The following is a 20071-nucleotide window of genomic DNA, read 5'->3' as shown; positions in this document are numbered from 1 at the left end:
GATTGTGATTGTTTTTGACCAAGAAAAACTGAGTTGTCAGTTGGTTGATAAGAGTGAAATCAAATGGGTAATATGCAGTGAGTAACTATTTTTTAAAAAGTAGTTTGCTGGAGGCAATTAGAGAAGCATGATAAAAGTCATGTTTTTAAGTAAATTTCGCGATTACTTTTGTCATGTAATATTGTAACAATGAAACAGCGCATCCCAGTATCAACTATAATGACTGCAAATGTTATTAAGTTGAATTTGACAGATAATTTGACTAAAGCAGAAAGTCTATTTAAAAAGTATAAGATAAGACATATTCCCGTAGTTTCTGGAAATACTATTATCGGAATGCTGAGTTACACGGATTTGTTGCGGGTGAGTTTGGCAGACAGTGTTGGAGATTTTGATGAAGAGATTGACGTGACGGTATACAATATGTTTAGTATAGAACAGGTCATGGCGAAAAAATTGATTACCATACAAGCGGATGCCAACATAAAAGAGGCGGTAGAGATACTTTCGAAAGAAGAATTTAGAGCCTTACCGGTGATGGAAGGTGATTTGTTGGTTGGAATTTTAACCACTACCGATTTGTTGAAATATTTATTAAAACAGTACGATTAAAAATATTTAGTGGCCTTAAAGTTTAAAGTGTGCAACACTTATAAATAGGGGTCATATAAAAATAATGGCAAAGCAAAATAAAGTTTGATGTGAAAAAGAAAGTTTTGTCTTGTGGTTTGTGAGTTTAGCCATAAGATGTATTTTGTTGTTTTGAAAGAGGACAGTCTGCCAAGGCTGTCCTCTGTTTTTTTAGTACATTTCGTAAAGAAAAGCACAGTATTTCGTGTAAAGTATATTAATCACGTGGATATTTACAACACCCGTGTAGGGCATCATAATGTTTTTGTTCGGCTTTATAGGCTTCTGTATCGTGTCCGATTTCTGCTATGGCCTTTTGTACTTTCTTCGAGTCTGTTTTGGTTTCATTAACCAATAATTCTAGCTTTTGTGTGTCGCTAGACCATACTGCTGAGCGAACGCCTTTTACGGAAAAGGCCGCTTTTTCAATTCTCTTTTTACACATTTCACAATTGCCTTTTACGCTAATGGTTTGTTTGGCATTTTTATTGGGCTTTTCTTGTGCAAAAGCTGTAAGCGTAAAAAAAGTAGCTAAGGAAGCTATAAGTATATTTTTCATATCGTTGTTGTTTAGGGTTTAATTCATTTTAAAGCGCAATCCTGCATAATACATTTGTCCGAAAATAGGTGCATACACTATAGAGCTATCAAAGTCTGGGCCGAAAGGATTATTTGCGCCTAAAATAACTCTGTTTTGTTGGTAATTACCGATGTTTTCACCGCCAATATACATTTCAAATCGCTCATTAAATACTTTGGTTATTTGAGCGTTCATGGTTGAAAACGGATTGGAGTAGTTTGGTAATCGGTTTTGCGGCAGGTTGTCCGAAGTGTTTGGTAATCGTTGTTTCCCCATCCAATTGTAGGTGAAATCGAATTTCCAATTGCCTTGATGTTTATTTAAAGGCGTTTCATATTCTAAGTTGGCGAAGAAACGGTGTTTGGCTTGTAGGGCGCGCTCTTGTTTGCCCGATTTGAAATCAGTTTGTATATCGTAATATTTATAAGCAGCGCGTAGATTAAAGCTTTTTGCCAAATTGTAGTTTAAGTCCAGTTGAAGACTGTTTGCATACGATTTTCCATCTAAGTTGTAAAAATTCACGAGATGGGAACTTTGGTCTATATCCACTACGATTTGATTTTCAAAATCCGTTCTATAAAAATCAACTGTTATATCAGCTTTTCGGTCGAATAAATTAAATCCTTGAGAAAGACTTAATCCGTAATTCCAAGCTATTTCGGGGTCGAGTCCATAGATGTTTCCTCCGTCTGCACTGATGGTAAACTCTCTATTACTCGCAAAAAGGTTTTGGTTTTCGGCAAAGATATTAGCAATCCGCTTCCCTCTTCCTGCGGAAACGCGAATCACAGCATCATCCCATGGGTTGTATCTCAAGTGAAATCGGGGCGTGAAAAAAGCCCCCATTCTATTGTGTACATCAAAACGGAAGCCGGTTACAAAACTAAAGTTATCGGTATTGTCGTAGGTGTATTCAAAAAAGGCGCCAGCCGAATTGTCGATTCGATTGTAAGTTGTTTCTACGGGTAAAGCGAGGTGTTCGTCGTATTTATCCAAGGTAAAACTAAGTCCAGTCGAAAACTTATTTAAGGTGTTATTGATAATTGAACTAAAGATTAAATTGGAATACACACTGTTGTGTTTGATATCGTATTGATTAAGACCGAAATAAGAATCTTGTTTGTGATAGTTATACGACATTTGTAAGCCGATGCTTTGAAAGGGCATTTCTGGAAATACATATCCCAGTTTTGAAGAAACATCAAATTTCTCTGTATTAACTTCGGAACCCCATAAGTTTTTAGCGAACTTGTCAGTGATACGGCTTATTCTATCTTTATTTTTGTCGTAATTGAATTCTCCGGATTGTTTGTTGTCTTTCATATACCTCCAAGTTAAAAAACTGATCCATCCTTTTTCTAAATTGGTATATTGCCATCGATTCATCACGTTAATTTGTTCACCTAAAGGGTTATCTAGAAACCCATCGTGATTCATGTCGTTTTTGGTTTTTCGAGCATTTCCATGTAGAAATAAAGAGGTACTCCACTTGTCTGTTAGCTTTTTATTGGCGTGAATATTGGCTTCAAATCGACCTTCGGTAGAACCGTAAAGGTTGACAAATAGCGGAATATCGTTCATCGGTTTAATCAATTCGGTGTTGATTTGGCCCGATATGCTTTCAAAGCCGTTAACCACACTTCCTGCGCCTTTGGTTACTTGAATGCTTTCAACCCAAGTTCCTGGTGTGAAGGTGAGTCCATAGGCCTGCGACGCTCCTCGTACAGATGGAATGTTTTCTTCGGCAATAAGAATATACGGACTGCTTAATCCCAACATTTTTATTTGTTTGGTTCCGGTTATGGCATCAGAAAAATTTACATCAATGGCCGGATTGGTTTCAAAGGCTTCGGATATATTACAACAAGCGGCTTTTAAAAGTTCGCCACTATTCATGGTAATGGTGTTTGACGTTCCTTTTATGGAACGTTGCGTATTCCGTTGTTTTGTGTTTACCACCACTTCGGCCAACTGAGTGTCGGGGATGAGTTGTATGCGAAAATCGTCGGTTTTAGTAACGTTAATCGATTGGTCTTTATAGCCTACAAAGCTAATTTTTAGAATGGTGTTTTCTGGATTTCGCGCTAATTTAAAGTTTCCATTTTCGTCGGTAGTTATGCCGATAGTAGAATTCTCCCAATAGACGGAGGCGCTCCATATGGGTTGATTGTGTTCGTCAACAACGCGCCCACTAAGGTGTTCTTGTGCCCATAGAAAAGGGGCGGCAGTACATAATAATAAAGTAATAATGTATTTCATAGATATGATATTAATGTAAATTTAAATCGCTTTTGGCAACAAAAAAACATTAATATTAAGCGTAGAAAATAAGCTGACAATAGAGTTTGAATAAGGGTGGCGCATGAGAATCGCAATAAAAAAGCAATGCTGTAGAAGAATGCTCTTGAGGAATATTAGACAAGGCGTCTAAAGGATTCCATGGCTCTGGTAATATATAGTGATCCAGTTGGATCGGGAATGTTTTGACAAAATTCTTATCTGTAGGCTGTTGAGTAACCACACTGTCTTTGCAGCAGTCTTCTTTTTGCTGTACTTCGGGTTTTTTACAACAATCTTTCTGAGGACTTTTATGCCCCATCTTCTTGCAAGCCGTATCGGTATGGTCGTGTGTATAGGCCAAGGAAATTTTTTCAATCTGTCCTTGACAATAATGGATATTATAAGCCAGCCCTACATTGGAGAAAAGTAAGGCAAATAGAAATACAAAGGATATCCATTTTTTGTTATACATAGTACAAAAATATTAAATATTTCGATCTGGCGATGTTAAAAATAAAATAAAATCAAGGTTTCATGGTTTTTACATGATTTTGGTATAAAAAACCAGCCAAAAATAAAAGTAAAAAAACCGGTTGTAAAAGCAGCCTTCTGATATAAAAAATAAACATTTTGTCCGGTTCTTTAAAAAGCCACAATACACTACAAAAGAGGGCGAGTAGGAGTCCTAGTAAAAACAGGTACATCCAAGCGCTAAATCGGATGGCGAGTCGGTCTTGTAAGCACAAGTAAATGATTAACAACGACAAGCTACTATTAAGGGCATAACGGAAAATATAATTGCCAATCAAGCGAGTATACTCGATATGGGGTAAGGGTGCATTTTGGAAATGACCTTTAAAAAACAGCAAGAAGGGATCATAAAAAAGCGTGGTTTCAAAGTAGCGAATTAAGGCCAAAAGAACCACGCATATTATTATCCCTAAAATCCGCATAGGTGAGAGTTGTCTTATAATCTTCATTTCTTGGAGAATTTAAAGATCCATGCCAACCAAAGTACGAGTACCATGCCATAGATAATAAGAGGAAAGACGATATCGTGTAGTAGGCGTTTTTGTTCGGGATAATAATACAATGCCCAAATCAGCCAATCTATTCGAAGGATGTTGAAAAAGTAAATAATAAAACTTCCTAATAGGATATAGGCGGCAGTTCTAATCCAATTGGTGGAGAATGCAATAATGAAAGCTGCAAAAAGCAAAATGACACTAATGCTGTTACAGCCTTCGATAATTTTGGCAACCAATTGGTCGTTAAACCATATTTGTGTAGCGGCTTCCTTGGTGCTGGGGTGTATTTGGACATCAAATTGAAGCAAATTAGAACTGCGTTCGACTTGATTAGATACAGCTTGGGTAATGCCGTCGAGTTCATTAGAGGCTGCATCAAATTGATTGAGATAAAATTTATAGGCTAGTGTAAGTAAAATATAAGAGCCAAAAAACTTCGCTAGAAATAGTAAAAACGGCAGGTATTGCTTCATAGTAGAAAGGCAGTTGTTTTTTAACAAAAATAGGTATTTAATGGAATTGATTTCTAATATATTTGTAAATAAAAAGATATGGATTACGCGGCATTGAAATTAAAGGTTAACGATATAGTCAATCAAGGCAGTTGGTTATGTGAAGAAAAACTGTTGAGAATTTGCCATTTGTTGCACGACACTATAGATTATTACGATTGGGTTGGTTATTATTTCGCAAACCACGAACGTCAAGAATTGGTTTTGGGTCCCTATGCAGGAGAAGCAACTGATCATACTGTTATTCCTTTTGGAAAGGGTATTTGCGGACAAGTTGCGGTTTCTAATCAAACTTTTTTGGTAGAAGACGTCGCGGCTCAGGATAATTATATTTCGTGTAATATACATGTTAAGGCCGAAATCGTAGTGCCCTTGTTTGTGGATGGTAGAAATATAGGTCAAATCGATATTGATTCTAATGTAAAAGGCGCTTTTACTGCCGATGATCAAAAGTTCTTAGAAGAGATAAACGCTATGGTTTCTGTATTGTTTCTATAGGTTAACAAAGGTTTTGAGGTTCAGAGAAATAGGGTGATTTTAGCGGTTGGTAAAAAAAGGGATATTCTGTTAGTTAAATGTCAAAAATAAATTTACCTTTGCCCATTGAATTGTAATTAATATAATTCACTACATAATAATCATTTAAATAATATTGGCATGTATTTAACAAAAGAAACTAAAGAGGAACTCTTTACAAAACACGGAGGTAATGCAAAAAACACTGGCTCTTCAGAAGGACAGATTGCTTTGTTTACATTCAGAATTTCACATCTAACGGAACACTTGAAAAAAAATCGTCACGATTATAATACTGAGCGTTCTCTAGTACTTTTAGTAGGTAAAAGAAGAAGACTTCTTGATTACTTAAAGAAAACAGAGATCAATAGATATCGTGAGATCATTAAAGAATTGGGTATTAGAAAATAGTCAATATAGAAGAGGTGCCTGCGCGCCTCTTTTTATTTTTTACCTTCCGCGTTAAAAAAAGTTTGGTTTTTCATTGGGTCATTACAACAACTACACACACAACAACACACACACAACACCCACTCTGTCTTATTTGGAGAAGACGAGAAACCCTTTGTTTAATAAAGAATTAATTATTTATGATTCCTAAGGTTACTAAAGAAATTATCGATCTTGGAGATGGTAGAACCATTTCAATCGAAACAGGAAAATTAGCAAAACAGGCAGATGGATCTGTAGTAGTACAAATGGGTAATGCCATGTTGCTTGCTACTGTAGTATCTGCAAGAAAAGCAAGCCCAGGTATTGATTTCCTACCTTTAACGGTAGATTATCGTGAAAAATTTGCAGCCGCAGGACGTTTTCCTGGTGGATTTTTCAAACGTGAAGCGCGTCCAAGTGATAGTGAAGTACTTACTATGAGATTGGTTGATAGGGTTTTGCGTCCTTTGTTTCCAAGTGATTATCATGCGGAAACACAAGTGATGATTCAATTGATGTCACACGACGAAAGTGTTATGCCTGATGCATTAGCTGGTTTAGCCGCTTCGGCAGCTTTGGCTTTATCAGATATTCCTTTTTCTACCTTAATTTCTGAAGTTCGCGTTGCGCGCATAGATGGAAATTTAATCATCAACCCTAGTAGAGAACAATTAGAGCAATCAGACATCGATATGATGATTGGTGCGTCTAAAGACTCTATTGCTATGGTTGAAGGGGAGATGAAAGAGATTTCAGAGGCAGAAATGATCGAGGCAATTAAATTCGCTCACGAGGCAATTAAAATTCAGATTGCTGCTCAAGAACGCGTTGTTGCCGCTTTTGGTAAAAAAGAGGTAAGAACATACGAAGAAGAAAAGCAAGATGAGACTATCTTTGAAAAAGTAAAAGCCGCTTCTTACGACAAAATTTATGCTGTTGCCAAACAAGGTACAGCTAAACAAGAGCGTACTGCAGCATTTGAGGCAATCAAAGAAGAGGTTAAAGCTTTGTTTACGGAAGAAGAATTAGCTGAAAATGGAGATTTAGTTTCTAAATATTTTCATAAAACAAATAAAGAAGCAGTTCGTAACGTAACCCTAGATTTGGGAACGCGTTTGGATGGAAGAAAAACTACGGAAATCAGACCTATCTGGGCGGAAGTAGATTATTTACCTTCTGTTCACGGATCGGCTCTATTCACACGTGGAGAAACTCAAGCATTGGCTACGGCTACTTTGGGTACATCTAGAGAAGCAAACCAAATCGATTCTCCTTCTCAACAAGGTGAAGAGCGTTTTTACTTACACTACAATTTCCCTCCATTCTCAACTGGTGAAGCAAAACCTTTAAGAGGTACTTCAAGAAGAGAGGTTGGTCATGGAAACTTGGCACAACGCGCTTTGAAAAACATGATTCCATTGGATTGTCCATATACTATCCGTGTCGTTTCAGAAGTATTAGAATCTAACGGTTCTTCTTCTATGGCAACGGTATGTGCTGGTACTTTGGCTTTGATGGATGCCGGTATTCAAATGATTAAGCCGGTTTCTGGTATTGCAATGGGATTAATCACTGACGGAGAGCGTTTCGCTGTATTGTCTGATATTCTTGGTGACGAAGATCACTTAGGAGATATGGACTTTAAAGTAACGGGTACTGCAGATGGTATCACAGCATGTCAAATGGATATTAAAATCGAAGGATTGGCTTATAACATCATGGAAGCAGCCTTGGCTCAAGCTCGTGACGGTCGTTTGCACATTCTTGGAAAAATAACCGAAGTTTTAGCTGCTCCAAAAGAAGATGTTAAAGCTTATGCTCCAAAAATTATCACCAGAACAATTCCTGGAAACTTCATCGGTGCTTTAATCGGACCTGGTGGAAAAGTAATCCAAGAATTGCAAAAAGCTACGGGAACTACGATCGTTATCAACGAAGTGGACGAACAAGGTGTTATTGAGATTTTAGGAACTGATCCAGAAGGAATTAAAGCGGTATTGGCAAAAATTCAATCGATTACTTTTAAACCACAATTGGGAGAAAGTTATACGGTTAAGGTAATCAAAATGTTAGATTTTGGTGCTGTTGTCGAATATGCACAAGCTCCTGGAAATGAAGTATTGCTTCACGTTTCGGAATTGGCTTGGGAAAGAACAGAAAATGTATCCGACGTAGTAAATATGGGAGATGTATTTGAAGTGAAATACCTTGGTGTAGATCCAAAAACAAGAAAAGAAAAAGTATCTAGAAAGGCTTTAATGCCGAGACCTCCAAGAGAGGACAAACCTAGAGAAGAGAAAAAAGATACTCCAACTGACAAGAAAGAGTAATCAAAATAGAAAAGGCCACGATATTCGCGGCCTTTTTCATTTATAATGCCATTGTGAGCCATTGGTTTTTGTTCGTTTTTTTTCGGATAAAACCAATGTCTTTTAGGTGGAATTGAAATGAAGTAGCCAAGGGTATATGACAAGTGTGTGAATTATCTGATATATACAGGAATTTATTATAGGTTTGTGATAAAGCTCTGCTGATTGTTTGGGGTTCTATATGGATGTATAAAATAAATATCAATACGCAGGTTCTGTTAAAGGATTGATTTTAAATGATTTGATGTTTTTTTATAATATTTTTTTTGTTAAAAGCTAATAATATACAAAATGCCTGTAACATTTAGGGCATATTAACCGTATAATATAAACAGGACAGGTTAATAATAAAAAAAAACAGATTATAAACAATGAGACAACTTAAAATTACCAAGCAGGTTACCAATAGAGAGACAGCTTCATTGGATAAATACTTGCAGGAAATTGGTAAAGTAGATTTGATTACTGCTGATGAAGAAGTGGAGTTGGCGCAAAAGATTAAGGCAGGGGATCAAAGAGCGCTAGAGAAATTGACGAAAGCGAATCTTAGATTTGTTGTGTCAGTTGCGAAACAATACCAGAATCAAGGTTTGACTCTACCCGATTTAATCAATGAGGGGAATTTAGGTTTAATTAAGGCAGCACAGCGTTTTGATGAAACTAGAGGGTTTAAATTTATTTCTTATGCCGTTTGGTGGATCAGACAGTCTATTCTTTCTGCTTTGGCAGAACAGTCTAGAATTGTGAGATTGCCTTTGAATAAAATTGGTTCGATTAATAAGATTAACAAGATGTATGCCTTATTGGAGCAATCCAATGAGCGTCCGCCTTCTGCAGAAGAGATTGCAAAAGAGTTGGACATGACTGTTAATGACGTAAAGGAGAGTATGAAAAACTCGGGTCGTCACTTATCGATGGATGCTCCTTTAGTTGAAGGAGAAGATTCTAACCTGTACGACGTTTTGCGTTCTGGTGAGTCTCCAAATCCAGATAGAGAATTGATTCACGAATCGCTTCGTACGGAGATTGAGAGAGCATTGGAAACATTAACCCCTCGGGAAGCAGATGTAGTTCGTTTGTATTTTGGACTTGGTGATCAACATCCGATGACCTTAGAAGAAATCGGAGAAACTTTTGACCTGACTCGTGAAAGAGTACGTCAGATAAAAGAGAAAGCAATACGTAGGCTTAAGCATACTTCTAGAAGTAAGATTTTAAAAACCTATTTAGGTTAATATCAAAAACGGCACCCAATAGGTGCCGTTTTTTGTTTTATAAGAATTTTTTGTAGGCGATAGGAAGATTGTATTAGGTTGAACTCAGTCTTTTAGAAAGTCGTATATTTGTACAAACACAACAACAGTTTATGAAAAACACTTTAATTGCGCCATCTATTTTGGCGGCAGACTTCGCGAATTTGCAACGCGATATTGAGATGGTAAACGAAAGTCAGGCTGATTGGTTTCATATCGATATCATGGATGGCGTTTTTGTGCCCAATATTTCTTTTGGTATGCCGGTTTTGGAGGCTATTACCAGACATGCGAAGAAAACCATAGATGTGCATTTGATGATTGTAGATCCGGATAGGTATATCACGACTTTTAAAAATTTAGGAGCAGATGTTTTAACCGTTCATTACGAAGCGTGCACGCATTTACATCGGACATTACAAGCTATTAAAGCCTCGGGTATGCAAGCGGGAGTAGCTTTAAATCCACATACCTCTGTGGCTGTTTTGGAAGAGGTGATACAGGATATCGATTTGGTTTGTCTTATGAGCGTAAATCCAGGATTTGGGGGACAAAGTTTTATTGAAAATACTTACGAAAAGATTCGTAAATTAAAAACGCTAATTGAAACTAAGGGGGCTTCTACAAAGATTGAAATTGATGGAGGAGTAACCGATAAAAATGCTAACCAGTTAGCTGCAGCCGGAGCTGATGTTTTGGTTGCGGGAAGTTTCGTATTTGGTTCGGCAGCACCTTTAGAAACAATCTCCAATTTAAAATCACAATTGTCTTAAGTGTTAGGCTTTTTAAATATAATTCAAAAGGGATTGTCTTAATAGGACAATCCCTTTTTCTATATCGGTATTTGTGCTCAATTCTCAAGCACTAACAACCAACTTTTGAATCACAAAAAAAGCGGCTCAAAGCCGCTTTTTTTGTGATTGTATGAGGATTTTACATCATCCCTGGCATACCGCCACCCATTGGCATACCGCCACCGTTGTCTTCTTTAATCTCTACTAAAGCACATTCCGTAGTTAAGATCATTCCAGAAACAGAAGCTGCATTTTCCAAAGCAACACGAGTTACTTTTTTAGGGTCGATAATCCCAGCGGCTAACATATCAACATATTCGTTTGTTTTGGCATTGTATCCGAAGTTTCCTGTGCCTTCTAATACTTTTGCAACCACTACGGATCCTTCTAATCCAGCGTTTTCAACGATGGTTCTCAAAGGAGATTCTATAGCTCTTGCAACGATTTGAACACCGGTTTCTTCGTCAGCAGAAATGGTTTGAACGTTTGCTAAGACAGATTTTGCTCTTAATAGGGCAACTCCTCCACCAGCAACGATTCCCTCTTCTACAGCGGCTCTAGTAGCGTGTAGTGCATCGTCAACACGGTCTTTCTTTTCTTTCATCTCTACTTCAGATGCTGCTCCAACATAAAGAACTGCAACACCGCCAGCTAATTTAGCCAAACGTTCTTGTAATTTTTCTTTATCGTAGTCAGAAGTGGTTGTTTCCATCTGAGCTTTGATTTGATTTACTCTATTTTTGATTAAATCAGCCTCTCCAGCACCACTTACAATTGTAGTGTTGTCTTTGTCTATGTTGACTCTTTTACAAGTTCCCAACATGTCTAAAGTAGTATTTTCTAAAGTGTAACCTTGCTCTTCTGCAATAACTACTCCTCCTGTTAAAATAGCGATGTCTTCCAACATAGCTTTTCTTCTGTCTCCAAATCCAGGAGCTTTTACAGCAGCAATTTTTAAGGCACCTCTCAATTTATTTACAACCAAAGTCGACAAGGCTTCGCCGTCTACATCTTCAGCAATAATTAAAAGGGGTTTTCCCGATTGAGCAACCGGTTCTAATATAGGTAAAAGCTCTTTTAATGAAGAAACTTTTTTGTCGTATAACAAAATATAGGGATCATCTAGTTCTACCTCCATTTTTTCGGAATTTGTTACGAAATATGGTGATAGGTATCCTCTGTCAAATTGCATTCCCTCAACAACGTCAACATAAGTCTCAGTTCCTTTGGCTTCTTCTACCGTGATAACACCTTCTTTTCCAACTTTTTGGAAAGCTTGTGCAATCAATTCACCGATAACGTCGTCGTTATTAGCAGAAATAGAAGCGATTTGTTTTATTTTTTCCATGGAACTGCCTACTTCTTGAGCTTGTACGCTTAATTCAGCAACTATAGCCTCAACAGCTTTGTCAATTCCGCGTTTTAAATCCATTGGATTTGCACCTGCGGCAACGTTTTTTAAACCTTCTTTTACAATAGCTTGAGCTAAAACTGTTGCCGTAGTAGTACCGTCACCAGCTAAATCATTAGTTTTAGAAGCGACTTCCTTAACCATTTGTGCTCCCATGTTTTCAAGAGTGTCTGCCAATTCGATTTCCTTAGCAACAGATACACCATCTTTAGTAACCGTAGGGGCACCAAAAGATTTTCCAATAATAACATTTCTTCCCTTAGGCCCAAGTGTCACTTTTACTGCATTGGCCAAGGCATCTACACCGCGTTTTAGTCCGTCACGCGCTTCAATCTCAAATTTAATATCTTTTGCCATTTTCTTTAGATTTTTGTTTTTAATTCTTTTTGATTAACGTTGTATTATACAATCGCTAAAATGTCGTCTTCACGCATAATTAGGTAATCTTTACCTTCCAATTTTAATTCGGTTCCTGCGTATTTTCCATAAAGAACTGTATCACCTACATTAACTGTCATATCGTGGTCTTTATTACCATTTCCTACTGCTACCACAATTCCTCTTTGAGGTTTTTCTTTAGCTGTATCGGGGATAAAAATTCCTGAAGCTGTTTTGGTTTCAGCTGGTAAAGGTTCGATTAGAACACGATCCGAAAGGGGTTTAATGTTTAATGCCATAATTTCTTATTTTTATGAAGTTAATATTATTATATCTCCAAGTCTTGAATTTTCATAAACTGTGCCAAAGCCCAAACCTGACATTTTATATACAAAAAATGCCAGCTTGTCAGAGCTGGCATGGTATATTGTACTTAAAGAACTTCTTATTCTTGAGGTGCCTCTTGTTGTGTCGGTGTTGTTGTAGCTGCTGCTGGAGTTTCAGTAGCTGTTGCCGCAGGTTGTGTTGCTGCTGGCGCAGTAATTGGTGTTGTTGAAATAGCGCTTTCATCTAAAATCTTAGACTCTCCGCCAAATCCACCTGTAAAGCTTAATCCAGATAATAATATTAAAACGATTAATAACCCTCCAAGTGTCCAAGTACTCTTGTCCAAAAAGTTATTCGTGTTCTTTACACCACCAACAATCGTTGAACCTCCGAAAGAAGAATCCAAACCTCCACCTTTAGGGTTTTGTACCATGATAACTACGATTAGTAATAAACAAACAATTGCGATTAATACTAAAAATATTGTAAATGTGTTCATTGTTTTTTAATTATTATATTGTTGTAAAGACTTTATATCTATTATTTGGTCTGCAAAGAAACTACTTTTTTCTGGATATTTCAAAATTAAAATCTCATAAGCTTGTATCGCTTTTTGATATTTTTTTTGTTCGAGATAAATTTTAGCTAAAGTTTCGGTCATTATATAACTGTTGTCTTGCGCGGAAACCTCAATATTTACGGGAGTTATAACGGAATTTCTTGTTGCTACTATCTTGGGATTAGTCTCGATAAATTTGTTAATTAATTCTTGTTTTTTTTGTTTATCTGGGTCATTTATTTGCAATTTCGGAGCTTCTTCCCTTACAATTGGACCTGTTTTTGCCAGTTGCAACCACTCTTGGAAGGAATATTTTTCCTCAGTTGCAAAAGATAACGGTTGTCCGATTTCAAGTTTTTCTTCTAACTCTTGTTTGGAATTGTTTTGGTCAAAGGACGGAGTAGAAGCAGGGATTTCGCTATCGGTCAACTCGGGTTTTGGCGGTGGTATGGTTTTTAAAAGTGATGCTACTAAAGGCGTGTTTTTGGGTTCAACAGCATCGGACTTATACGGTTCTTCCATTGGTTGCTGCAAATCCAAAACAACATCCAAAGGTTTGTACCCGACAAAATGATCAGATACTATAAAGTCAAAGAGTACATCTCTGTCACAAGTATAAGCAGCTGTTTTTTTAAGTTCCGCATTATATCGAAAACTCTTTTGTTGGTAAAGACCTTTTAGAACCAGTACTTTAATCGATTGAAAATACGGGTATTCTCGCACAATTTGTTCCAATTGTACCGTGTTTTCCGGTGTCATCTTTTCGGGATGATGCAATAAGCTATGTATGTCAATCGTGTTCAAAATACGGTGTTTTAGTTACCACTTTGCCAGTGATGCGTTGAATACATCTTGAGTAATACGCTCGTAGATTTCATCTAAAGCGGTTGTTAGTTTTGACCCGACCAATTGGTCGTTTGCCGGAAAATCATAGAAATGCGAAAAGCGCTTTTCAAAATCATCCTCAGGCGTTTTTTTATTGATAAATCGAACGTTAATCGAGATGTATAACCTGTTTTGAGCGGCTCTTTGATCGGCTGTTGCTGTCATGGGAGAAATTCGGAAATCTACAATTTCTCCTTCATAGGTTAAATCTCCTCCAGAATTGGTCAAACTCAAATTGGTTTGATTTTGAATCAAATCTTGTAAGGCTAAGGTAAAAGTTCTTTCAATACCCGGTTCTACAAATGCCGCAGTATTTTGAAAATAATTTACTTGAAAGGTGTTGGCATCTATTTTTCCAGTACCCGTAAAATTGTAATATTTGCAACTGCTCAAGGCAGAACAACAGATAAATAGCAGTAGAAGGCTTTTTATTTTCATAAGTACTCTAGGTTTATAAATCGTATTGTTTAATTTTTCTATATAAGGTTCGCTCTGAGATACCCAATTCATCTGCAGCAGCTTTTCGCTTGCCGTGGTTGCGTTCTAAGGCTTTTTTTATCAACTGAATTTCTTTTTCATCCAATCGTAACGTTTCTTCTTCTTCTACGGTTTCGGCTATTAAATAATGTTCGTTTTCGTAGTCGTCTTCGTCAAAATCCTCTTCAGCACCGTGCTTTTCCATCGGTAGCACTTGAACGTTTTGAACGTTTTGCTCGGAGTTATATGTAGCGGGTGTATTGGGGTTTGGATCGTCGTGTTGTCCGTATATACGTTGAATTAAATTTTTATTCGTTTCTTGAACTTTGACTACACTTTCGTTTTTCATCAATTCCAAAGTGAGTTTCTTTAGGTCGTTTAGGTCGTTTTTCATATCAAAAAGTACCTTGTAAAGAATTTCTCGCTCATTGTTAAATTCGCTGTCGGATTTCTTTCCGCCGACGATACTAGGAAGCTGATTCTTGTGATTGGTAGGAAGATATCCTTGTAGAACGGCAAGGGTGATGACTCTTTCCGTTTCTAATACGGAAATTTGTTCTGCTACGTTTCTCAATTGACGGATATTTCCATCCCAACGAAAACGAATCAAATACTGAGCGGCTTGTTCGTCTAAACGAATGGGAGGCATCTTGTATTTGTGAGCAAAATCTGCTGCAAATTTACGAAACAACAAATGTATGTCGTCGCCGCGTTCTCGCAGTGGAGGCAGCAAGATTTCGACGGTACTTAAACGATAGTATAAATCTTCTCGAAATTTTCCTTTTTCGATGGCTTCAATCATCTTGACATTAGTTGCAGCTATAATGCGGATATCTGTTTTTTGAACTTTTGACGATCCCACTTTAATGAATTCACCGTTTTCAAGTACGCGTAACAACCGAACTTGAGTTGTTAAGGGGAGTTCACCTACTTCATCTAAGAAAATAGTTCCTCCATCAGCCACTTCAAAATATCCTTCTCGAGTGCCAATGGCACCGGTAAAAGCCCCTTTTTCATGACCAAATAATTCGCTATCAATTGTGCCTTCAGGTATGGCACCACAGTTTACTGCTATATATTTCCCGTGTTTTCGATGTGATAAGGCATGGATAATCTTGGGAATACTCTCTTTTCCTACACCACTTTCTCCGGTAACCAAAACCGAAATATCAGTGGGGGCAACTTGGATGGCTTTTTCTATAGCGCGATTCAATTTTGGGTCGTTACCAATAATTTCGAAGCGCTGTTTGATGGCTTGTATGCTTTCCATGAAAGTAGAGAATGTAAAGTTAATATTGGTTTTTAACGGTTATTGCATAAGCGAACTGTAATCAACAGCTTCCCCGATAAGGGTGGCGGATGTACAGTCGTTTATTTTAACCATAACGAAATCGCCTACTTTATAGTGTCCTTTTGGGAAAACTACAGTGGTGTTTTGAGAATTGCGTCCCGACCACTGCTCATCAGACTTCTTAGAAGATTTTTCTATAAGTACTTCAACGGTCTTACCTACAAAACGTGCAGTTCTCGAAAGGCTGATTTCCTGTTGTAAATCGACTATCTCTTGTAAACGTCTTTTCTTAACCTCTTCAGGTATATCATCGGTCAATTTACGAGCGGCAAGGGTACCCGGTCTTTCGGAATACGCAAACATATAACCGAAGTCATAATTGACATATCTTAAGAGACTCAAAGTATCTTGATGGTCTTCTTCTGTTTCTGTCGGAAAACCAGTTATTAAATCGTGGGAAATTGAACAATCCTCTATAATGAGGTGTATTTTATCAATCAACTGCATATACTCTTCACGAGTATGCTGACGATTCATTTCTTTTAAAATTCGCGTACTACCCGATTGTACAGGTAAGTGAATGTAATTGCATACATTATGGTGTTTTGCGATAACGTGAAAAACCTCCTCATGCATATCTTGTGGATTCGAAGTGGAAAAACGGAATCGAATTTTTGGATAAGCAACGGCACACATCTCTAGAAGTTGTGCAAAATCAACAGCTGTAGCTTTTTGCATTTCGCTAGCCTTGATAAAATCTTTTTTAAGGCCTCCACCATACCATAGAAAACTATCCACGTTCTGTCCTAAAAGAGTAACCTCTTTAAAACCTCTTTCAGATAGATCGGCTATTTCTTCCAAAATACTTTGGGGATCTCTACTGCGTTCACGTCCTCTAGTAAAGGGAACCACACAGAAAGTACACATATTGTCACAACCTCTGGTTATCGATACAAAAGCAGTAACTCCGTTACTCAATAAGCGAACCGGAGAGATGTCGCCATAGGTTTCGTCTTTGGATAGAATAACGTTAATCGCATCCCTGCCTTCTTCTACTTCTTTTAATAAATTGGGTAAATCTTTATAAGCATCTGGTCCTACAACCATATCCACTATTTTCTCTTCCTCCAAAAATTGGTTTTTTAAACGCTCTGCCATACAGCCCAAAACGCCTACCTTCATTCCTGGATTAATCTTTTTTACAGCATTGTATTTTTCAAGACGCTTGCGAACGGTTTGTTCGGCCTTGTCTCGTATAGAGCAAGTATTCACCAAAACCAAATCGGCCTCTTCCAAAATTTGAGTTGTGTTAAAGCCTTCATTGGCAAGGATTGAAGCTACAATTTCACTGTCCGAAAAATTCATAGCACATCCGTAACTCTCAATAAAAAGTTTCTTTGTATTTCCTGCTTTATGTTCTAAAACAAGGGAAGTTCCTTGTTTTGTTTCCTCAATTACCTTTTCCATATCTTACTCTAAACGGGGTCAAAATCTAGGAGCAAAGATAGTACATAATAATGTATTCTGACAAGTTGACAGCTTTACATTTAACATTTTTATTGGAATCAATTGGAATAATATATAGGAGTTGTTTTAAATTTTATAGGGCGAATTTCTTTTTGACAAAGAATTATACATTTGATAAGGAACACGACTATTTTTTCTTTTTTAGTTAATTTTAAGGGTTTTATAACCGATGTAAACGTAGAATCAAACAAAATGATAGTACCAATTCCGATTGAAATATTTTTTTTAAAATGGGTAAAAACGCAATATTTAAAAAATTCGCATACTTTTGCTCCATAAAATAGTGAAAAATGGCAAAGAATTTAGTGATAGTGGAGTCCCCTGCGAAAGCAAAAACCATCGAAAAGTTTTTGGGTAAAGATTTTCAAGTTGAATCCAGTTATGGACATATTGCTGACCTTCCGTCTAAAGAAATAGGAGTTGACATCGAAAATGGCTTTAAACCCAGATACGAGGTTTCTCCAGATAAAAAGGCAGTAGTAAAGAAACTGAAGGATCTTTCTAAAAAAGCAGAAATGGTTTGGTTGGCTTCCGATGAGGACCGGGAGGGAGAGGCGATTGCTTGGCATTTAGCTGAAGAATTGAATTTGACAGATGACAAGACTAAAAGAATTGTTTTTCATGAAATCACAAAAACCGCAATTCATAAAGCGATTGAGAATCCGCGAAAAATCGATTATAATTTAGTTAATGCCCAACAGGCACGACGTGTTTTGGATCGATTGGTAGGATATGAATTATCGCCTGTATTGTGGAAAAAAGTTAAAGGCGGACTTTCTGCAGGACGTGTGCAGTCGGTTTCTGTACGATTAATCGTAGAGCGAGAAAGGGAAATAAACAACTTTAATTCGGAAGCGTCTTTTAGTATCTCAGCCGAGTTTTCAAATGAAGCCGGTAAAACCTTAAAAGCAAAATTACCTAAGAATTTCCCTACCTTAAAAGAGGCTCAGGATTTTCTAAACAAAAATATTGGAGCTAAATATAAAGTAGCCGATTTAGAGACCAAACCGGCCAAAAAATCACCGGCAGCACCGTTTACTACTTCAACTTTACAACAGGAAGCTTCTAGAAAACTACATTATACCGTTGGGCAAACCATGATGTTGGCGCAACGTCTGTACGAGAGTGGGTTAATCACTTATATGAGAACGGATAGTGTTAATTTATCTCAAGATGCCATGAAGGCTGCTGCTGCTGAAATCACCAAGTCTTATGGTGCGGAATACAGCAAACCTCAAACATATATTACCAAAAGCAAGGGTGCTCAGGAAGCTCACGAGGCTATACGTCCAACTGATATGTCTTTGCATCAAGCAAATATTGATCGTGATCAAGCGCGTTTATACGACTTGATTTGGAAGCGTACTTTAGCTTCGCAAATGAGCGATGCCCGTTTGGAAAGAACCAATGTTAAGATTGAAGCCAATCAATATAAAGAGCTCTTTAGTGCAACGGGAGAAGTACTGTTGTTTGAAGGTTTTTTAAAAGTATATCTAGAAGGGCATGACGATGAGGAGGAAGAGGTAGAAGGAATCTTACCTGCATTAAAAATCAATGAGGTACTGCTCAATAACTATATTACGGCTACTCAGCGTTTTTCTAGACCAGCGTCTCGATATACTGAGGCTTCGTTGGTTAAAAAACTAGAAGAATTGGGTATAGGAAGACCGTCAACTTATGCGCCGACAATTTCTACGATTATCGCCAGAACCTATGTTGAAAAGGGAATTTCTGAAGGAAAAGAAAGACCTTACCAGATGTTGGTATTAAAAAACGGAACCGTTACTTCTTCTGATTTAATCGAAAAAGTGGGTTCTGAAAAGGGGAAATTATTGCCTACCGATATCGGGATGATTGTCAATGATTTCTTGGTTAAAAATTTTGGAACTATTTTGGACTACAATTTCACGGCCAAAGTAGAGCAAGATTTTGATGAGATTGCTGCTGGAAATGAAGATTGGGCAAAGATGATGCAAGATTTCTACAATCATTTTCATCCGATTGTACGCGATGTAGAAGAGAATGCAGAAAGAGAATCTGGTGAGCGAATCCTCGGAACCGATCCTCAATCGGGTAAACCGGTATTGGTTCGTTTGGGTAAATTTGGACCCATTGCTCAAATCGGTGATGCCGATGAAGAAAACAAGCAGTTTGCCAGCTTAAAACCCGATCAAAATATTGGAACAATTACACTGGACGAGGCATTGACCCTGTTTTTATTGCCTAAAATGCTCGGTGAGTACAAAGGGGAAGAAGTCGAGGTTAATAATGGTCGTTTTGGTCCTTATGTGCGCCATGGAGCAGTGTTTATCTCGCTGCCTAGAGGAGAAGACCCTTTGGATGTAAGCTTGGAACGCGCTTTAGAGTTGATTAAGGAAAAAGAAGTTGCCGATGCACCTATTGCTACTTTTCAAGATTTACCAGTACAAAAAGGTGTTGGTCGTTTTGGACCCTATTTAAAATGGAACGGTACTTTTATAAATGTAAATAAAAAATATGATTTTGACAACCTGTCGAAAGCCGATATTGATGCGTTGATTAGCGATAAAATTCAAAAGGATATCGACAAGGTAGTTCACGATTGGAAAGAAGAAGGTATTCGCGTAGAGAAAGCGCGATGGGGTCGTTCAGTGATTTTAAAGGGGAAATTAAAAATTGAATTGAGCAAAGAAGTGGATGCAGCTGCATTGACTCTAGAAGAAGTTCAAGAGATGATTGAGAAAAAAGCTCCTGCAAAGAAAACAGCTGCTAAAAAAGCTCCTGCTAAAAAGGCTGCGGTAAAAAAAGCAACGACTAAAAAGACAACAACTAAAAAATAAGGC

At 37.5% G+C, this 20071-nt stretch carries 19 protein-coding genes; 7 read left to right on the top strand and 12 right to left on the bottom strand.

The genetic code is table 11. The features are described 5' to 3' along the window. Window positions 1-189: 189 nt before the first annotated feature. Window positions 190-612 (top strand): CBS domain-containing protein, encoded by a 423-nt coding sequence (locus KO524_RS01215; protein WP_219288378.1) that lies wholly within the window; start codon window positions 190-192, stop codon window positions 610-612. A 235-nt stretch (window positions 613-847) separates the two neighbouring features. On the opposite strand, the gene KO524_RS01210 is transcribed toward KO524_RS01215, so the two are convergent. Genes KO524_RS01210 through xrtF form a run of 5 tightly spaced genes read right to left on the bottom strand, consistent with a single transcriptional unit; the run spans window position 848 to window position 4991 of the window. After that, on the bottom strand, window positions 848-1189 hold the full coding sequence (locus KO524_RS01210) for a heavy-metal-associated domain-containing protein (RefSeq protein WP_219288376.1): 342 nt from the start codon (window positions 1187-1189) through the stop codon (window positions 848-850). 18 nt (window positions 1190-1207) lie between these two features. Then, the gene (locus tag KO524_RS01205; RefSeq protein ID WP_219288374.1) at window positions 1208-3469 is read right to left on the bottom strand and encodes a TonB-dependent receptor; all 2262 of its coding nucleotides are present in this window, start codon (window positions 3467-3469) and stop codon (window positions 1208-1210) included. Between the two features lie 55 nt (window positions 3470-3524). Then, window positions 3525-3962, bottom strand: a complete 438-nt coding sequence (locus KO524_RS01200; protein ID WP_219288372.1) for a hypothetical protein — start codon at window positions 3960-3962, stop codon at window positions 3525-3527. Between the two features lie 52 nt (window positions 3963-4014). Further along, window positions 4015-4443: an exosortase F system-associated protein gene (locus tag KO524_RS15480; RefSeq protein WP_370629708.1), complete on the bottom strand. Its 429-nt coding sequence runs from the start codon at window positions 4441-4443 to the stop codon at window positions 4015-4017. Between the two features lie 23 nt (window positions 4444-4466). After that, the gene (gene xrtF, locus KO524_RS01190; RefSeq protein ID WP_219288368.1) at window positions 4467-4991 is read right to left on the bottom strand and encodes an exosortase family protein XrtF; all 525 of its coding nucleotides are present in this window, start codon (window positions 4989-4991) and stop codon (window positions 4467-4469) included. Window positions 4992-5069: 78 nt separating this feature from the next. Here xrtF and KO524_RS01185 point away from each other — a divergent pair, with 78 nt between their 5' ends. The 5 genes from KO524_RS01185 (at window position 5070) to rpe (ending at window position 10373) form a co-directional block, all read left to right on the top strand. Further along, complete coding sequence (locus KO524_RS01185; RefSeq protein WP_219288366.1) at window positions 5070-5528, top strand: GAF domain-containing protein; 459 nt, start codon at window positions 5070-5072, stop codon at window positions 5526-5528. A gap of 159 nt (window positions 5529-5687) precedes the next feature. Continuing rightward, the gene (gene rpsO / locus KO524_RS01180; RefSeq protein WP_219288364.1) at window positions 5688-5957 is read left to right on the top strand and encodes a 30S ribosomal protein S15; all 270 of its coding nucleotides are present in this window, start codon (window positions 5688-5690) and stop codon (window positions 5955-5957) included. 179 nt (window positions 5958-6136) lie between these two features. Then, window positions 6137-8308 carry a polyribonucleotide nucleotidyltransferase gene (locus tag KO524_RS01175; protein WP_219288363.1) on the top strand — a complete coding sequence of 724 codons (2172 nt, stop codon included), beginning with the start codon at window positions 6137-6139 and terminating at the stop codon, window positions 8306-8308. A 410-nt stretch (window positions 8309-8718) separates the two neighbouring features. Further along, the gene (locus KO524_RS01170; protein WP_125016647.1) at window positions 8719-9582 is read left to right on the top strand and encodes an RNA polymerase sigma factor RpoD/SigA; all 864 of its coding nucleotides are present in this window, start codon (window positions 8719-8721) and stop codon (window positions 9580-9582) included. Between the two features lie 131 nt (window positions 9583-9713). Continuing rightward, the gene (rpe, locus tag KO524_RS01165) at window positions 9714-10373 is read left to right on the top strand and encodes a ribulose-phosphate 3-epimerase (protein ID WP_219288361.1); all 660 of its coding nucleotides are present in this window, start codon (window positions 9714-9716) and stop codon (window positions 10371-10373) included. A 160-nt stretch (window positions 10374-10533) separates the two neighbouring features. Here the strand turns inward: rpe and groL are convergent, their stop codons facing one another. The 7 genes from groL to miaB all read right to left on the bottom strand — a co-directional run bounded on the left by groL (window position 10534) and on the right by miaB (window position 17189). Beyond that, complete coding sequence (gene groL, locus KO524_RS01160; RefSeq protein ID WP_219288359.1) at window positions 10534-12162, bottom strand: chaperonin GroEL; 1629 nt, start codon at window positions 12160-12162, stop codon at window positions 10534-10536. A gap of 44 nt (window positions 12163-12206) precedes the next feature. Continuing rightward, a complete protein-coding gene (gene groES, locus KO524_RS01155) occupies window positions 12207-12482 on the bottom strand; it encodes a co-chaperone GroES (RefSeq protein WP_219288357.1) in 276 nt (91 codons plus the stop codon). 146 nt (window positions 12483-12628) lie between these two features. Further along, a complete protein-coding gene (gene secG, locus KO524_RS01150; protein ID WP_219288355.1) occupies window positions 12629-13009 on the bottom strand; it encodes a preprotein translocase subunit SecG in 381 nt (126 codons plus the stop codon). Between the two features lie 6 nt (window positions 13010-13015). Then, window positions 13016-13873: a tetratricopeptide repeat protein gene (locus KO524_RS01145; protein ID WP_255555085.1), complete on the bottom strand. Its 858-nt coding sequence runs from the start codon at window positions 13871-13873 to the stop codon at window positions 13016-13018. Window positions 13874-13888: 15 nt separating this feature from the next. Next, window positions 13889-14392: an LptE family protein gene (locus KO524_RS01140; protein ID WP_219288353.1), complete on the bottom strand. Its 504-nt coding sequence runs from the start codon at window positions 14390-14392 to the stop codon at window positions 13889-13891. A 13-nt stretch (window positions 14393-14405) separates the two neighbouring features. After that, window positions 14406-15701 carry a sigma-54-dependent Fis family transcriptional regulator gene (locus KO524_RS01135; RefSeq protein ID WP_219288351.1) on the bottom strand — a complete coding sequence of 432 codons (1296 nt, stop codon included), beginning with the start codon at window positions 15699-15701 and terminating at the stop codon, window positions 14406-14408. A gap of 39 nt (window positions 15702-15740) precedes the next feature. Further along, the gene (gene miaB, locus KO524_RS01130) at window positions 15741-17189 is read right to left on the bottom strand and encodes a tRNA (N6-isopentenyl adenosine(37)-C2)-methylthiotransferase MiaB (RefSeq protein ID WP_219288349.1); all 1449 of its coding nucleotides are present in this window, start codon (window positions 17187-17189) and stop codon (window positions 15741-15743) included. A 350-nt stretch (window positions 17190-17539) separates the two neighbouring features. Here miaB and topA point away from each other — a divergent pair, with 350 nt between their 5' ends. Continuing rightward, window positions 17540-20068 carry a type I DNA topoisomerase gene (gene topA, locus KO524_RS01125; RefSeq protein WP_219288347.1) on the top strand — a complete coding sequence of 843 codons (2529 nt, stop codon included), beginning with the start codon at window positions 17540-17542 and terminating at the stop codon, window positions 20066-20068. Window positions 20069-20071 lie beyond the last annotated feature (3 nt).

It is taken from the genome of Flavobacterium sp. NKUCC04_CG (assembly GCF_019345525.1).
Classification (GTDB): domain Bacteria; phylum Bacteroidota; class Bacteroidia; order Flavobacteriales; family Flavobacteriaceae; genus Flavobacterium.
The sequence above is the reverse complement of the archived record's forward strand: the minus strand, read 5'-3'. Positions and strand labels throughout refer to the sequence as shown.

What these genes read in the sequence shown, in the direction of transcription:
- KO524_RS01215 (WP_219288378.1), top strand. Translation starts at nt 190, where the DNA reads ATGAAACAGCGCATCCCAGTATCAACTATAATGACTGCAAATGTTATT.
- groL (WP_219288359.1), bottom strand. Translation starts at nt 12,162, where the DNA reads ATGGCAAAAGATATTAAATTTGAGATTGAAGCGCGTGACGGACTAAAA.
- KO524_RS01140 (WP_219288353.1), bottom strand. Translation starts at nt 14,392, where the DNA reads ATGAAAATAAAAAGCCTTCTACTGCTATTTATCTGTTGTTCTGCCTTG.
- rpsO (WP_219288364.1), top strand. Translation starts at nt 5,688, where the DNA reads ATGTATTTAACAAAAGAAACTAAAGAGGAACTCTTTACAAAACACGGA.
- groES (WP_219288357.1), bottom strand. Translation starts at nt 12,482, where the DNA reads ATGGCATTAAACATTAAACCCCTTTCGGATCGTGTTCTAATCGAACCT.
- KO524_RS01175 (WP_219288363.1), top strand. Translation starts at nt 6,137, where the DNA reads ATGATTCCTAAGGTTACTAAAGAAATTATCGATCTTGGAGATGGTAGA.
- KO524_RS01210 (WP_219288376.1), bottom strand. Translation starts at nt 1,189, where the DNA reads ATGAAAAATATACTTATAGCTTCCTTAGCTACTTTTTTTACGCTTACA.
- KO524_RS01135 (WP_219288351.1), bottom strand. Translation starts at nt 15,701, where the DNA reads ATGGAAAGCATACAAGCCATCAAACAGCGCTTCGAAATTATTGGTAAC.
- KO524_RS15480 (WP_370629708.1), bottom strand. Translation starts at nt 4,443, where the DNA reads ATGCGGATTTTAGGGATAATAATATGCGTGGTTCTTTTGGCCTTAATT.
- KO524_RS01170 (WP_125016647.1), top strand. Translation starts at nt 8,719, where the DNA reads ATGAGACAACTTAAAATTACCAAGCAGGTTACCAATAGAGAGACAGCT.
- KO524_RS01205 (WP_219288374.1), bottom strand. Translation starts at nt 3,469, where the DNA reads ATGAAATACATTATTACTTTATTATTATGTACTGCCGCCCCTTTTCTA.
- topA (WP_219288347.1), top strand. Translation starts at nt 17,540, where the DNA reads ATGGCAAAGAATTTAGTGATAGTGGAGTCCCCTGCGAAAGCAAAAACC.
- rpe (WP_219288361.1), top strand. Translation starts at nt 9,714, where the DNA reads ATGAAAAACACTTTAATTGCGCCATCTATTTTGGCGGCAGACTTCGCG.
- KO524_RS01185 (WP_219288366.1), top strand. Translation starts at nt 5,070, where the DNA reads ATGGATTACGCGGCATTGAAATTAAAGGTTAACGATATAGTCAATCAA.
- miaB (WP_219288349.1), bottom strand. Translation starts at nt 17,189, where the DNA reads ATGGAAAAGGTAATTGAGGAAACAAAACAAGGAACTTCCCTTGTTTTA.
- KO524_RS01200 (WP_219288372.1), bottom strand. Translation starts at nt 3,962, where the DNA reads ATGTATAACAAAAAATGGATATCCTTTGTATTTCTATTTGCCTTACTT.
- secG (WP_219288355.1), bottom strand. Translation starts at nt 13,009, where the DNA reads ATGAACACATTTACAATATTTTTAGTATTAATCGCAATTGTTTGTTTA.
- xrtF (WP_219288368.1), bottom strand. Translation starts at nt 4,991, where the DNA reads ATGAAGCAATACCTGCCGTTTTTACTATTTCTAGCGAAGTTTTTTGGC.